This is a genomic window from Microbacterium sulfonylureivorans (genome assembly GCF_003999995.1).
Lineage (GTDB): Bacteria > Actinomycetota > Actinomycetes > Actinomycetales > Microbacteriaceae > Microbacterium > Microbacterium sulfonylureivorans.
Genome location: NZ_RJAD01000004.1, coordinates 269,944 through 283,669, shown reverse-complemented (window position 1 = coordinate 283,669; position 13,726 = coordinate 269,944). Strand labels below are relative to the sequence as shown.

At 70.4% G+C, this 13,726-nt stretch carries 12 protein-coding genes; 9 read left to right on the top strand and 3 right to left on the bottom strand.

Annotated elements, in window-relative coordinates; all coding sequences use genetic code 11:
* The first annotated feature begins 1 nt into the window (after position 1).
* Positions 2-3,061: a hypothetical protein gene (locus EER34_RS17195; protein WP_127476915.1), complete on the top strand. Its 3,060-nt coding sequence runs from the start codon at positions 2-4 to the stop codon at positions 3,059-3,061.
* On the opposite strand, the gene EER34_RS17190 is transcribed toward EER34_RS17195, so the two are convergent.
* The 3 genes from EER34_RS17190 to EER34_RS17180 are packed head-to-tail and all read right to left on the bottom strand — an operon-like array spanning position 3,048 to position 5,423.
* A complete protein-coding gene (locus tag EER34_RS17190) occupies positions 3,048-3,455 on the bottom strand; it encodes a YccF domain-containing protein (RefSeq protein WP_127476914.1) in 408 nt (135 codons plus the stop codon). The genes EER34_RS17195 and EER34_RS17190 overlap by 14 nt on opposite strands.
* A 51-nt stretch (positions 3,456-3,506) precedes the next feature.
* Positions 3,507-3,830 carry a hypothetical protein gene (locus EER34_RS17185; protein ID WP_127476912.1) on the bottom strand — a complete coding sequence of 108 codons (324 nt, stop codon included), beginning with the start codon at positions 3,828-3,830 and terminating at the stop codon, positions 3,507-3,509.
* 12 nt (positions 3,831-3,842) lie between these two features.
* Complete coding sequence (locus EER34_RS17180; protein ID WP_127476910.1) at positions 3,843-5,423, bottom strand: PspC domain-containing protein; 1,581 nt, start codon at positions 5,421-5,423, stop codon at positions 3,843-3,845.
* A 114-nt stretch (positions 5,424-5,537) separates the two neighbouring features.
* On the opposite strand from EER34_RS17180, the gene EER34_RS17175 reads away from it, so the two are divergent.
* The 8 genes from EER34_RS17175 to ligD all read left to right on the top strand — a co-directional run bounded on the left by EER34_RS17175 (position 5,538) and on the right by ligD (position 13,665).
* Positions 5,538-6,737, top strand: coding sequence for an ATP-binding protein (locus tag EER34_RS17175; protein ID WP_127476909.1), 1,200 nt, complete (start codon positions 5,538-5,540; stop codon positions 6,735-6,737).
* The gene (locus EER34_RS17170; RefSeq protein ID WP_127476907.1) at positions 6,730-7,404 is read left to right on the top strand and encodes a LuxR C-terminal-related transcriptional regulator; all 675 of its coding nucleotides are present in this window, start codon (positions 6,730-6,732) and stop codon (positions 7,402-7,404) included. The genes EER34_RS17175 and EER34_RS17170 overlap by 8 nt, the downstream gene beginning before the upstream one ends.
* 38 nt (positions 7,405-7,442) lie before the next feature.
* The gene (locus EER34_RS17165) at positions 7,443-9,902 is read left to right on the top strand and encodes an ATP-dependent helicase (RefSeq protein WP_127476905.1); all 2,460 of its coding nucleotides are present in this window, start codon (positions 7,443-7,445) and stop codon (positions 9,900-9,902) included.
* A gap of 92 nt (positions 9,903-9,994) precedes the next feature.
* On the top strand, positions 9,995-11,020 hold the full coding sequence (locus tag EER34_RS17160; RefSeq protein ID WP_127476903.1) for an SseB family protein: 1,026 nt from the start codon (positions 9,995-9,997) through the stop codon (positions 11,018-11,020).
* A gap of 72 nt (positions 11,021-11,092) precedes the next feature.
* The gene (locus EER34_RS17155; RefSeq protein WP_127476901.1) at positions 11,093-11,476 is read left to right on the top strand and encodes an ArsR/SmtB family transcription factor; all 384 of its coding nucleotides are present in this window, start codon (positions 11,093-11,095) and stop codon (positions 11,474-11,476) included.
* Positions 11,473-11,949, top strand: coding sequence for an SRPBCC family protein (locus tag EER34_RS17150; RefSeq protein WP_127476900.1), 477 nt, complete (start codon positions 11,473-11,475; stop codon positions 11,947-11,949). The genes EER34_RS17155 and EER34_RS17150 overlap by 4 nt, the downstream gene beginning before the upstream one ends.
* A gap of 1 nt (position 11,950) precedes the next feature.
* Positions 11,951-12,547 (top strand): dihydrofolate reductase family protein, encoded by a 597-nt coding sequence (locus EER34_RS17145; protein WP_127476898.1) that lies wholly within the window; start codon positions 11,951-11,953, stop codon positions 12,545-12,547.
* A gap of 71 nt (positions 12,548-12,618) precedes the next feature.
* A complete protein-coding gene (gene ligD / locus EER34_RS17140; RefSeq protein WP_127476897.1) occupies positions 12,619-13,665 on the top strand; it encodes a non-homologous end-joining DNA ligase in 1,047 nt (348 codons plus the stop codon).
* Positions 13,666-13,726 lie beyond the last annotated feature (61 nt).

Below are 13,726 nucleotides of genomic sequence, written 5' to 3'. Positions count from 1 at the left end.
CATGACGAAGGCGACACGGCGGGGCATCCTCGCCGTCGTCACGACGGTCGTGCTGGTGGCACTGGGGGCAGGCCTCGGCGTGGCCGTGGGCGATGCGCTCGGCATCCGCACCGAGCCCGCCGAGCAGATGTCGCCTGCCGCTCCCACCGTCCCCGATCTCGGCCAGGCGGTGCCCGCCCCCCGCTGGACCGGCGTCGAGGCGCCCGAGGGTGCGCGCTACGACGCCGCGATCGACAGCCTGCTGGATGCCACAGCCGACGCCTTCGAGCGCGAGGGCGACACGACGCTCACCGTGGTCGCCGGCGACGGCGACGAGGCCGATGAGACGTACCGGCTCGCCGGCACCGGCTCGGCCCTCCGCATCGAGGCGGCGAGCCAGACCGGCGCCGTGCGCGGCATCTACGACCTTGCGGCACAGATCCGCACGGGGGAGTCCGTCGCGGAGCACCTCGGCGAGGAGGTGACCTCGGCCCTTCCGTTCCGCATGGTCGACATGGGCGCTGTCGGTGTCGAGCCCGATCCCGCCGCGTGGGAACCGGGCACCGACTACTCGCATGCGTCCAAGGCCTTCGCCGACGTCCTCCTCCCGGAGGCTCCCTACATCGACGAGGCCGCGCTCGCCGAGGCCTTCGCCGACTTCGACGAGTTCGTGCGCCACTCGCTCGCGAACGGCTACAACGCGCTGGCCTTCCCGGGATTCGTCGAGTTCGTCGCGTTCGACGAGGTCGAGGGCGGCATCGTCTATACGCCCGGCGACGAGCATCGGGCGCAGGCGCTCGCCCTGCGCGAGGCGTTCGGGCCGTTCTGGCAGCACGCCGACGACCTCGGCATGGACGTCTTCCTCCGCACCGACATGCTCACCCTCACGACTCCGCTCGAGGACTACCTCGTCGACACGTTCGGGTCGCTCGACACCGAGAACCCCGCGCTGTGGGACGTCTATGCCGCCGGGCTCGATGAGCTCTACGACGCCGAGCCCGCCCTCGACGGCATCCTCATCCGCATCGGCGAGGCCGGGCAGGTCTACGACGTAGAGGGCTGGGACTACTACTCCCAGCTCGCGGTGCGCACGCCGACGGCCGTGCGGACGATGCTCGAGACGCTGAGCGCGCAGGCCGAGGCATCCGATCGCGAAGTGATCTTCCGCACCTGGAGCGTGGGCGTCGGCGCCGTCGGCGACATGCACACCAACCCGGCCTCCTACGAGGCCGTGCTCGGCGGCATCGACTCCCCGGCGCTGATCGTGTCGACGAAGTACACGCTCGGCGACTTCTACAGCTGGCTCCCGTTGAACGACACGCTCGAGCAGGGCGCCCAGCGGCGGATCGTCGAGTTCCAGTCGCGGCGCGAGTTCGAGAACTTCGGGGCGTTCCCCAACGACCTCGGGCGCGAGTACCAGTACGCGCTGCAGACGCTGCTCGACGCCAACCCGAACATCGAGGGCGTCTGGGTATGGACGCAGGACGGCGGCCCCTGGCGCGCCGGACCGATGACGCTGTACCTCAAGGCCGGGTTCTGGCAGCTTTACGAGCTCGACACGGTCGTCGCGGCAGCGCTCACCCGAGACCCCGAGACCGACGTCGCCGACGTGACGGCGGGCTGGGCGCGCCAGTGGTTCTCCGACGATCCCGAGACGGTCGGCGCGATCGTGGAGGCCATGGGCCTGTCGCGTGAGGCGATCGAGCAGGGGATGTACATCGAGCAGTTCGCCGATCAGCGCGTGTTCGCGATCGGCCTCGAGCCGCCGCCCATGATGTGGATCTTCGAGTGGGACATCCTCACCGGTGACTCCGCCGTGCTCGACGTCCTCTACGCGATCTCGCGCGACGCGACGGGTGGCGACATAGAGGCCGCGATCGCGGGCGGCGAGGAGGCCGTCGCGACGGTCGAGCGGATGCGCGAGACGGTGGCGGCGACGGATGCCTCGACCTGGCGCGATCCCGCGATGCACGCGGCGTTCACCGAGACGCTGGACTACGAGGCCGACGTGCTGCGCCTCCTGGCGGCATACCGCGCGATGATCCTGCACCAGGGCGAGTGGCACGACACCCTCTCTCCCGACGCGTACGCCGCGTGGGACGCCGACCGGGTCGAGTACGAGGCGCTCGCCGCCGCGCACCTCGAGAAGTACGAGGGCGACATCGACTACCCGGCGTACAACCTCACGGCCGCGCAGCTCGGCGTCGAACGCGCCGAGCGCGATCTGGCCATGGCGTGGATGGCGCGCGTGCTGCTGCTCCTCGCACTGGCGTGGGTCGTGATCGGCGCGGTGGCCGCTCGCACGAGCCTGGTGCGTCGTCCCGGCGCCGCGGCGGCCCGGGCATCCTGGATCGCATCGACCCGACCGTGGCGTGCTCGCGAGTCGACCCTGGGCATGCTCGAGCTCGATCGCTGGCTGCTGCTCGTCATCCCGGCCGCCCTGCTGATCGCCACGCGCGCCGTGCAGACGTCGTTCCTGTCGTGGACGCACCTGGCCGTCGTGTTCGGCGCGTGGGCCATGTTCGCGATCGTGGTGCGCGTCTTCGTCGGCCGGCGCTCGCCGTGGCCGGTGATCGCCGCGGTCGGGGGAGTGATCGTGCTCCGCTGCATCGTCACACTGGCGTCGCTGTCGTTCTCGGGTCCCGGCGGCTACTGGTTCGCGTTCTGGACCGAGCCCGTCTTCCGGACGGCGTACATCGCCGTCGCGTTCGCGCTCTTCGTCTGGGTGTTCGTGGCAGCGGGCTGGGCGCTCTCGATCCAGGTTCGCGCGCGCCGCGCCACGGGATACGTGCTCGCCGCGATCGGCGCCGGCCTGGCCGTGCCATCGCTCGTCATCGGGCTCATCGGCCTGGAGCGCGCGCTCACGCTCTGGAACGACGAGATGGGCCTGCTGCCCTGGGGCCTCGCGCGCATCCTCGGCATCACGACCTATCTCGAGATCCCGCCGGAGACGCCGTGGATCGCCGCAGCGTTCGGCGGAGTGCTGTTCGTCATCGGGCTGCTGCTCGCGGTGCCGTGGCGACGACGGGACGAGGCATCCCCCTCCGTATCGGTGGCCGCCGACGATCTCAGCGTGATGTGAGAGTGCGGTCGAACGCGCCCTGACGCGTCGAGACGATGTCCTTGCCGAGGGGCATGAGCGAGATCGGCACCATCTTGAAGTCGGCGAGCGCCAGCGGGATGCCGATGATCGTGATGAACAGCGCGATCCCCGAGGCGATGTGGGCGAGCGCGAGCCACCAGCCCGCGAAGATCACCCAGATCACGTTGCCCAGGAACGAGCCGACGCCGGCGGTCGGCTTCGGGACGATGGTGCGACCGAACGGCCACAGCACGTAGTTCGCGGTCCGGAACGAGGCGATGGCCCACGGGATCGTGATGATCGGGATGCACAGCAGCACACCCGCGAGGACGTAGCCGAGGAACAGCCAGAACCCCGCGAGGATCAGCCAGATGATGTTCAGGAGGGTGCGCACGAGGTCCATCCTCTCAGCGGCCCGCTGAGAGCCAGCCGGTGACGGTGGCGGTCACCGCTCGACCGTGGCCCGCAGCTGCGCGGTGCGCAGCAGGGCCACGCCGCCCAGGATGAGCAGCAGGAGGCCGCCCGCGAGGACGACGATCCCGATCACCCACCCCGGATGCAGCTCGGCCGGCGAGAGGGTCAGCAGCCACTCGTGGACGGCGGCGAGACGCGATGCCTCGGCCAGCACCCACAGCGCGGTGACGGCGATGAGCGCGAAGACGGCGCCCCAGACGATGCCGGCCCAGCGTACGCGGGGAGCCGGAGGGGTCGCAGGGGATTCCTCGGCGAGGACGGGAGCGACCAGGGGGACGGTGGGTTCGGTGAGCATGGGGGACTCCGTTCAGGGCTGGTAGATGTCGACGGACACGGTGCCGGACTGCTGATCGAGGATCACCGTCTGGCGGGTGGGCGGGATGTCGGAGCCGGGCCGGGCGTTGTCGATCCGCTCGCGTACGACGGTCCTGCCGTCGGCGAGCTCGGCGCCGTCCCATTCGCCGTCCGCGATGACCTCGCCCGTCCGGTCGTCGTTCGTCGACCACTGGACACCGCCGGGACTCGTCACCTGAAGGGTGAGGATCACGCCGGCTCCGACCCAGATCGACGTGGACCCGCTGCGCTTGTCGATCCTGATCGGGTCGGGCGCAGCGCCGTCGGCGTCGCCGACGTCGCCGACGTCGATGAAGAGGTGGCCCCAGACCTGTGTGACGTCGCGGGGCTCCCACGAGCTGACGCTCGTGTCGCCGAACACGATGCCGCGAGCAACCGGTACGGCCGCGGTGGCCGTGCCGGCGATGAGGAGGGCGACGGCGAGGAAGGCCAGGAATCCGCTGCGGCGACGGATCGCGCCGGCGACGATCATCGAGATCGCGACGACGAGCGCCGACGCGAACAGTCCGGACGCGACGGTGATCATCGGCTCGCCCGGCTCGACGGCGCCACGCCAGAGCGAGGTGATCGCGCCGATGACGAGTGCCGCCCCCATCGCGAAGACGACATACCCGAAGCTCGTCCGTGGGTTCGACGCGCGATGGATGCGGCGTCGCTCCGCGGCCTCCACGGCGAAGACACCCGCGGCCGCCGCCCGCTCGGCCCGGGCCTGCTCGCGCGCTGCGCGCTCGGCGTCCTGCTGCTGACGACGCCACGCGTGGTCGTGATGCTTCCACGCCGCGTGCTGCTCTCGCCACGCCACGACCTCGGCATCCGCCGCCGAGAGCGGCGCGGAAGGCTCGGCCGGCGGGGGAGTGAGGGCGGATCCGGCGGTCGACGATGCTGAGTCGTCGGCACTCGCCGGATCCGCCGTCGCGCGGACGCCCGAATGGTCCTGCGCGGGTTCGCCGGAGTCGCTCGGATCCGCGGAAGCCGTTCGCGGATCCGTCACAGGTGCGACCCCGGACGTGGGAGCGCGGTGCGATGACGACCGCGCGATGAGGAAGATGACGCCCCCGATGGCGGCGACGGCGAAGAGCGTCCAGAACGCGCCCCAGGGCGACCAGTCGAAGAAGGGGCCGAAGGGGAGGGCCGCCGCGAAGAACCACGGGACGACGGGGAAGAGCCCGACGAGGAGCATCAGGCCGATTCCCACCATGGCCGGATCGAAGCGGCGCGCCAACAGGTCGCGGAGGTGAATGCGTCCCAGGATGTCGGGGAGCAGCGCCCAGGCGATGCCGTAGACGAGGAACATGGGGAGGCCGAACAGCGCGGCGACGACGAAGACGCCGCGCACGATGACGGGGTCGATGCCGATGCGGGCGGCCAGTCCCGCGCACACGCCGCCGATCCAGCCGTCGCCGCGTGCGATGCCGAGGTCGGTCAGCCACTCGAACACGCGGTCCCATCCGCGGGGGCGTCCCGCGGGAGGGGGCGGCGGTGGTCCGGGATCGGCGAGAGGCGCAGCATCCTGTGCGGCAGTGGCGTCGGTCATGCATCGATCCTCCGCGGTCCGCGCCGACGCTCGCCATGGGGTGATCCCCTGAGCGGACCCTGATCTTCGTCACTGTGGTCCTCGGCCCGCAGACGAGGGTGATTGGATGGCGGCATGACCTCGTCCGCCGTACCTGCCGCGCGCGAGCGCGCGCCGCTGCGCCGCCCCCGGGCGTGCCAGGTGTCGGGCACCTCGGAAGCTCTCGCGACGCATCTGGGGTGGGGGCCGGCCGCTGTGCGGACGATCTTCGTGCTCCTCACCCTGCTGTGGGGTGCGGGCGTGCTGCTCTACGCCTGGGTGTGGGTGTTCACGCCGTGGCAGGAGGGGGACGCCGCGCCGACGCGGCGCGTCCCCGTCGCCTGGACACTCAGCGCCGCCGCGGGCGTGTGCCTCGTCGGCACGTCCGCGACGCTCTTCGCCCTCACCTCGGCGGACGTGCCGATTTCGTCCCAGCCGAGCTGGTTCGTGTGGGTCGGCGCGACGACGGTGTTCGCGGTCGCGGCGGGGATGTGGGCGACCTTCGTCGACCGTGACGACCCGGCCCGCGGGCCGCGGCACGAGCTCTCGGTTCGGCTCACGGTGACGGCGATCCTCGTGGCACTGGTCGCCATGCAGGTCGCGATCATGCAGGAGGCGGGACTCGTCGCGTTCCTCTTCGCCGTCACGATCATCGCGGGCATCGCAGCCGTCTACTCGTCGACTCTGATCGCGAAATGGCGCGAGCTGTCGGGCGAGAGGGTGCGCCGCATCCGCGAGGAGCAGCGCGCCGAGATGGCGGCGCACCTCCACGACTCGGTGCTGCAGACCCTCGCCCTCATCCAGAACCGGGCCGGCGCCTCGAGTGAAGCGGCACGGCTCGCGCGGGCGCAGGAGCGCGAGCTGCGCTCCTGGCTCTACGACGGCGACAGTCCGGCCGACAGCGATCTGCCGACCGATCTCCGTGACTACGCGGGCGCGCTCGAGCTCGACTTCCCGGTGCGCATCGACGTGGTCTCGGCCGGTCTGTCGACCGAGCGGGCGAGCGGGGAGGTCGCCGCCGCTGCCCGCGAGGCGATGCTCAACGCGGCGCGTCACGCCGGCGGAGACGTCTCGGTCTACATCGAGGGGACGACGGCCGGGGTCGACGTGTACGTCCGCGACCGGGGGCAGGGGTTTTCGCTGGAGGCCGTTCCCGGCGATCGTCTCGGAGTCCGCGAATCAATCATCGGACGTCTGCGCCGAGCGGGCGGCGCCGCAACGGTGAGGCCCGGGGCGGGCGGGGTCGGCACCGAGGTCCACCTGCACTTCGCGGGAGAGGAGGCCCGGCGTGGGTGAGACGTTGCGGGTCGTCCTCGTCGACGACCACTCCATCTTCCGATCCGGACTGCGCGCCGACCTCGACGCCTCGCTCGACGTGGTGGGCGAGGCAGCGGATGTCGCCTCCGCCGTCTCGGCGATCGCCGAGCTCAAGCCCGATGTCGTGCTGCTCGACGTCCATCTTCCGGGTGCAGCTGAGGCGGGCATCCCCGATGCGAGCGGCGGCGAGGCGGTTCTGCGTCGTGCGGGAGCTCTCGCGCCGCAGGCCCGTTTCCTGGCGCTGAGCGTGTCGGATGCGGCGGAGGACGTCGTGCGGGTCATCCGCGCCGGGGCGCGCGGCTACATCACGAAGGGGTCGTCGGGAGCCGAGGTCAGCCGGGCGGTGCACGCCGTCGCCGACGGCGATGCCGTCTTCTCGCCGCGCCTCGCGGGTTTCGTGCTCGACGCGTTCGGAGCGGTCGCGGGCGAGACCGCCACCCGCAGCGACGAGCTCGACAGGCTCTCGGCTCGCGAGCAGGAGGTCATGCGGCTGATCGCGCGCGGGTACGCCTACAAGGAGGTCGCGGCCGAGCTGTTCATCTCGACGAAGACCGTCGAGACGCACGTCTCCGCGGTGCTGCGCAAGCTGCAGCTCTCGTCGCGATACGAGCTCACAGCGTGGGCGTCGGAGCGGCGACTGCTCTAGACGCGGGTGTCACCGCTCGCGCCTAGACTTGTCGGGACATGACCGACGCCTCCATTCCTCTCATCGTCGGCGGAGATCGCGGTCCTCAGCCCGGCGACGCGCGCCCCGACGACGACCTCCTCGCCGGTCTCAACGCACCGCAGCGCGACGCCGTCACCTACCGCGGCCAGGCGCTCCTCATCGTGGCCGGCGCCGGTTCGGGCAAGACGAGCGTGCTGACCCGACGCATCGCGAGCCTGCTGCGCACCCGCGAGGCGTGGCCGAGCCAGATCCTCGCCATCACCTTCACGAACAAAGCCGCGGGCGAGATGCGCGAGCGCGTCGAGCAGCTCGTCGGCGACACCGCGCGGGGCATGTGGATCTCGACGTTCCACTCCGCGTGCGTGCGCATCCTCCGCCGCGAGGCCGAGCAGTTCGGCTTCACGAAGGCGTTCACGATCTACGACTCCGGCGACTCGCGTGCGCTCATCAAGCGCCTGGTGAAGGAGCACGAGGCCGACGCGTACGGCCTGACGCCTGCGGCAACCCAGAGCCGCATCTCGAAGCTCAAGAACGAGCTGTCGGATGCCGAGTCCTACGCGCGGTCGGCCAACATGAGCGATCCCGCCGAGCGCGTCTTCGTCGAGCTGTTCGCCGCGTACCAGCGAGAACTCCAGCGGGCCAACGCCTTCGACTTCGACGACCTCATCGGCCAGACCGTGTTCCTGTTCCGTGCGTTCCCGCACGTGGCCGACGTGTACCGGCGCCGATTCCGGCACATCCTCGTCGACGAGTATCAAGACACCAACCACGCGCAGTACGCGCTGATCCACGAGCTGACGCGCCCGATCGGATCGGATGCCGGGCCTATCGCGTCGTCTGGCGGAATGATGATCTTCGACGCCGACCCGGCCGACGATCCCGACAAGGCGGGCGCGTCGCTCACCGTGGTCGGCGACTCCGACCAGTCGATCTATGCGTTCCGCGGCGCCGACATCCGCAACATCAGCGAGTTCGAGCGCGACTATCCAGGCGCAAAGGTCGTGCTGCTCGAGCAGAACTACCGCTCGACGCAGAACATCCTCTCGGCCGCGAACGCGGTCATCAGCAATAACTTCGATCGCAAAGACAAGAAGCTGTGGACCGATGTCGGCGCGGGCGAGCAGATCGTCGGGTTCACCGGCTACTCGCAGCACGACGAGGCCCAGTTCGTCGCCGACGAGGTCGAGGTGCTCCGCAAGGCGGGCATCGACTACTCGCAGATGGCGGTCTTCTACCGCACCAACTCGCAGTCCCGTGCGCTGGAAGAGATCTTCATCCGCTCGGCCGTGCCCTACAAGATCATGGGCGGCACGAAGTTCTACGAGCGCGCCGAGATCAAGGACGCCCTGGCCTACCTCGTCGCGGTGTCGAATCCCGCCGACGAGATGGCGATGCGCCGCATCATCAACCGGCCGCGGCGCGGCATCGGCGACGTCACGATCGAGGCCATCTCGCGCTACGCGCAGGACGAGCAGATCACCTTCCGTGACGCGCTTGCGAACTCCTCGGCACTTGGGGTCGGCCCCAAGATCCAGGCGGCCATCGCGCATCTCGACACGGTGCTGGCCGAGGCATCCGCTCTCATGCTGCCCGCCACGGGCGAACTTGCGCCTCCCACCGCGGTGGCCGAAGGGCTGCAGCTGCTGCTGAACCGGAGCGGGTACTACGACGCGCTGCGCGCGAGCAAGGACGCTCAAGACGAGGCGCGCATCGAGAACCTCGACGAGCTCGTCGCCGTCGCGCGGGAGTTCGCGCGCAACAACCCCGAGGGGACGGTCATCGACTTCCTGGCCGAGGTCGCCCTCGTCTCCGACGCGGATGATCTGGAGGATGCCTCGGGCTCGGTGTCGCTCATGACCCTCCACACCGCGAAGGGCCTGGAGTACGACGCGGTGTTCGTCACCGGCGTCGAAGAGGACCTGATCCCGCACCGGATCTCGGCCGGCGAGCCCGGCGGACCGCAGGAGGAGCGGCGGCTCTTCTACGTCGGCATCACGCGCGCTCGCAAGCGCCTCTACCTGTCGCTCGCGATGACCCGCGCGCAGTTCGGCGAGGTGACCGTGGCCATGCCGAGCCGCTTCCTGCAGGAGATTCCCAACGAGCTGCTGAACTGGCGTCAGTCGCCCGGTGACGTCAACTCCCGCGGGGGAACGCAGTCGCGGGCCCTCAACGCCCGCCGTCAGTCGGGCTCCGGGTACGGCGGTTCGGGCAAGCGCTACGGCGACGACCTCGTTCCCCTCGCACGGCGAGAGCCGAGCGGCTCGATCGACCGGTTCGCCAACAAGATCCCGGCGAAGGTGCGCGACAACGGCGACCTCGAACTCGCCCCGGGCGACCGCATCCGCCACGACGACTTCGGTGAGGGTCGAGTGGATGCCGTCACCGGCGAGGGCGCGAAGCGCGTCGCGCACGTGCGCTTCGACACCGCCGGACCGAAGAAGCTGCTGATCAAGATCGCGCCGATCGCGAAGCTGTAGAGGAATTCGTGAGACCGGGCCGCGCAGCCATCGCCGGCTGGGCCTGGGGACAGTCTCGGTTGCGTCGGAGGACCGCGGGTTAGGCTCGGACCATGGCCCTCTTCTCGCGCCGCCCGAAGGATTCCCCTGAGCCGAAGCCGGAGGATGCCGCGCCCGCCGCGGACCTCGACGGAGCGCCTGACGACGCCACGGTTCCCGAAGAGGTGCTCGACGCCGATGCGGCGGCCGCGGCATCCGTCTCCATCTCGGTCTCGTCTTTCGGGGGGCTCGGAGCCTCCCGGCCCGACCTGCACCCGCGCCGCACCGCTCGCGCGGCGACCAAGGTCGCGCCACGCGAGGCAGAGACCGTCCCCGGCCTTCGCGACAACGTGCTGGTGCGCGAATCGCTCGCCCGGCTCGCCGACGGCACCGCGCCGCAGGCTCTCCTCGATGTGGCACGCCAGACTCTGCAGGGGCACCTCTTTCTGCGGGTGAAGGGCGACGCGCGGGCGCTCTTGGCAGAGGGCAAAGAACTCCCGCTCGCGATGGTCAAGGTCGGTGATCGCAGCTTCGCCCTGGCGTACTCGAGCGGGTCCGCCCTGCAGGCGAGCGTGCGGGCCGACGGCGACGTCGACACGTCGGCGATGGGCCAGCCCGTCCTTTCGGTCATACGGCACGTGCTCGCCGGCCCGTATGAAGGGCTGATCATCGATCAATCCTCGGCGCCGGCGCGCGCGGTGCTGCCCAAGGCCCTGCTCGAGAAGATCGTCGAGAAGGTCGACGAGCAGCTCGCCGTGAAGACGCTCCTCGCGGGGGAGCGCACGCCCGAGACCGCGGCGGCCGTGGCCGACGCGCTCACGCGCGCGCCCCTGTGGGTCGCCGTCGGCAAGCTCGACGACGGGCGGCCCGGCATCGCCGAAGGGCGCTCCGAGGACGGCGCCCGCTACCTCGAGGTGTACTCGCACCCGCTCGAGGTCGCGGTGATGGGTCGCGGCGATCAGGCCGCGCCGGTCACCGCATCGCAGCTCGCGGCGGCGCTCGGCGATTCTGGGCTGGCCGGCGTCATCGTCGACCCCGCGGGTCCGTGGATCCGCCTCACACGCGCCGACCTCGCGCCGCTGCTGCCCGCCACCGGCTGATAGAGGTCTTGACGCGGCATCCGTTCCGTCTTATCTTGTTATCAATCAAGTGATTGATAAAGGGATTGATTGATGACAGACGAGGATGCCGTGCTCGACCGGGCGTTCGCCGCGCTGGCCGATCCGGTCCGCCGCGCGATCGTGGCGCGCCTGAGCCGCGGCTCCGCCACACTCGGCGAGCTCGCCGAGCCGTTCGCCATCTCGCTCCAGGCGGTGTCGAAGCACATCACCGTGCTCGAAGACGCAGGCCTGGTCTGGCGCACGCGGGAGGCGCAGCGCAAGCCCGTCCACCTCGACGCGGCCGCACTCGAGCGCCTCACCGCATGGATCGACCGCTACCGGCTCGACGCAGAACGCGCCTACCGCCGCCTCGATGCCGTGCTCGCCACCGCCGAAGCCCTCCAAGCCCCTCGCAGAAGAACCCCCAACACCCGCACGAAGGAGAAGGAATCATGAGCAACCCGCTCATCGTCGACACCGTCCCGGGTACGTCGTACGCAGACATCACTCGCGAGTTCGACGCGCCCGTCGACGCCCTGTTCCGCGCTCACGCCGACCCGGAGCTGTTCACGCAGTGGATCGGACCGGGCGAGGAGCGCACCGAGATCACCCACTGGGATTTCCGCACCGGAGGCGGCTACCGGTTCGTGCAGCGCGACGCCGACGGCGAATACGGCTTCCGCGGCGTCTTCCACACCGTCCGCGAGAACGAGCTGATCATCCAGACGTTCGAGTTCGAAGGCTGGCCCGACGAGGTCAGCATGGACATGATCCGCTTCGAGTCCCTTCCCGATGGGCGCTCGCGCCTCGTCGACCACAGCGTCTTCCCGACGATCGAGGTGCTCGAGGGCATGGTCGCCCAGGGCATGGAGCGCGGCATGCGCGAGGGCTACGAGAAGCTCGACCGAATGCTCGCCCTCGGACACTGACATGGGCAAGGTCATCACGTCGGCCTCGACATCCCTCGACGGATTCGTCGCCCACGAGAACAACGACCCCGGCCGGCTGTTCGACTGGTACGAGGCGGGCGACGTCGAGGTCGGGAACGAGGGAGACCTCCCGCCCTTCCACCTCACCCCCACGAGCGCCGAGTTCTGGCGCGGGTGGGTGAAGGAAGTCGGATGCCTCGTCGTCGGCCGGCTGCTGTTCGACATCACCGACGGGTGGAAGGGCGAGCACCCGATGGGTGTGCCCTTCGTCGTCGTCACCCACGAGGCGCCGACGGACTGGGCGCACGCCCATACGGGCAACGCGCACTTCGTCACCGACGGGATCGGGGCCGCCATCGCCCGGGCGAAGGAGATCGCCGGAGACGGCGACGTCGGCGTCGCCGCCGGAACGATCGCCGGGCAGGCGCTCGCCGCGGGTCTGGTCGACGAGGTCGCGATCGACCTCGTCCCCGTGGTGCTCGGGAGCGGCCACCGCTACTTCGCTGACGTCGACCCGGCAGTCGTGCGCCTCGGAGATCCGACCGTGGTGATTCCGAGCACGCGTGTGACGCACATGGTGTTCCCGGTCGAGAAGTGACCGCGCGACGGCGTGACGCCGCGCGCCTCAGAGGGGTGCGGGATGTCGCGCGCCGCGCCTAGGGTCGAGGCATGGCGTCGGAGCGCATCATGTTGACCATCCCCGGACCGGACGGCGACCGCGAGGTGGGACTGTCCAGTCCGAACCGGGTGCTGTGGCCGGAGCTCGGGATCACCAAGCACGAGCTGGCGGAGTACATCATCGCCGTGTCGGAGCCCTTCCTCGCCTCCAACGGCGACCGGCCGGTGTCGCTGGAGCGGTTCCCCGATGGAGTCGACGGCGAGCGGTTCTACTCGAAGAACCCGCCGAAGGGCGCACCGGGGTTCGTCGAGGCGCAGACCGTGACGTACAACAGCGGGCGGAGGCATCCGCAGCTCATCCTCACGGAGATCGCGACCGCCGTCTGGGCCGTCCAGATGAACACGATCGTGTTCCACCCGTGGGCGTCCCTCGCCGCCGACACCGACAGCCCCGTCGAGCTGCGCATCGACCTCGACCCGCAGCCGGGCACCGATTTCGCGGATGCCGCGGCCGTTGCGCCCGCGCTGCGCGAGGTGCTGGCCGAGGCGGGACTGACGGCGTTCCTCAAGACGAGCGGCAATCGCGGCATCCACGTGTTCTGCCCCATCGAGCCGACGCACGAGTTCCTCGACGTGCGCCACGCCGTCATCGCCGCCGGGCGCGAGCTCGAGCGGCGACTGCCCGACAAGGTCACGATGAACTGGTGGAAGGAGGAGCGCGGGGAGCGCATCTTCATCGACTTCAACCAGGCCAACCGCGATCGCACGATGGCCGGCGCCTACAGCCCGCGCGCCCTGCCCACCGCGACCGTTTCGACCCCCCTGACGTGGGACGAACTCGACGGCGTCGACCCGGCCGCCTTCACGGTGCGCACCGTGCCGAAGCGGCTCGCCGACGTCGGCGACCCCTGGGCCGACCTGCTCTCGAAGCCGGGCCGCATCGACACGCTGCTCGAGTGGTGGCAGCGCGACCTCGACGACGGGCTCGGCGAGCTGCCGTTTCCGCCGGACTTCCCGAAGATGCCCGGCGAACCGCCGCGCGTGCAGCCGAGCCGCATCAATCGCGAGAACTGGACGGCGGACGGCGAAGCCCGATGACCGACGGCGCCGGCCTCCTCGACCGTGCGGCTGCTGCGTACGCGGGTGACCGTGGAGCGCG

Bases quoted from the DNA above. Each gene is read 5' to 3' on its own strand.
- EER34_RS17195 (WP_127476915.1), top strand. From the start codon at position 2: ATGACGAAGGCGACACGGCGGGGCATCCTCGCCGTCGTCACGACGGTC.
- EER34_RS17185 (WP_127476912.1), bottom strand. From the start codon at position 3,830: ATGCTCACCGAACCCACCGTCCCCCTGGTCGCTCCCGTCCTCGCCGAG.
- EER34_RS17180 (WP_127476910.1), bottom strand. From the start codon at position 5,423: ATGACCGACGCCACTGCCGCACAGGATGCTGCGCCTCTCGCCGATCCC.
- EER34_RS17175 (WP_127476909.1), top strand. From the start codon at position 5,538: ATGACCTCGTCCGCCGTACCTGCCGCGCGCGAGCGCGCGCCGCTGCGC.
- EER34_RS17165 (WP_127476905.1), top strand. From the start codon at position 7,443: ATGACCGACGCCTCCATTCCTCTCATCGTCGGCGGAGATCGCGGTCCT.
- EER34_RS17160 (WP_127476903.1), top strand. From the start codon at position 9,995: ATGGCCCTCTTCTCGCGCCGCCCGAAGGATTCCCCTGAGCCGAAGCCG.
- EER34_RS17155 (WP_127476901.1), top strand. From the start codon at position 11,093: ATGACAGACGAGGATGCCGTGCTCGACCGGGCGTTCGCCGCGCTGGCC.
- EER34_RS17150 (WP_127476900.1), top strand. From the start codon at position 11,473: ATGAGCAACCCGCTCATCGTCGACACCGTCCCGGGTACGTCGTACGCA.
- EER34_RS17145 (WP_127476898.1), top strand. From the start codon at position 11,951: ATGGGCAAGGTCATCACGTCGGCCTCGACATCCCTCGACGGATTCGTC.
- ligD (WP_127476897.1), top strand. From the start codon at position 12,619: ATGGCGTCGGAGCGCATCATGTTGACCATCCCCGGACCGGACGGCGAC.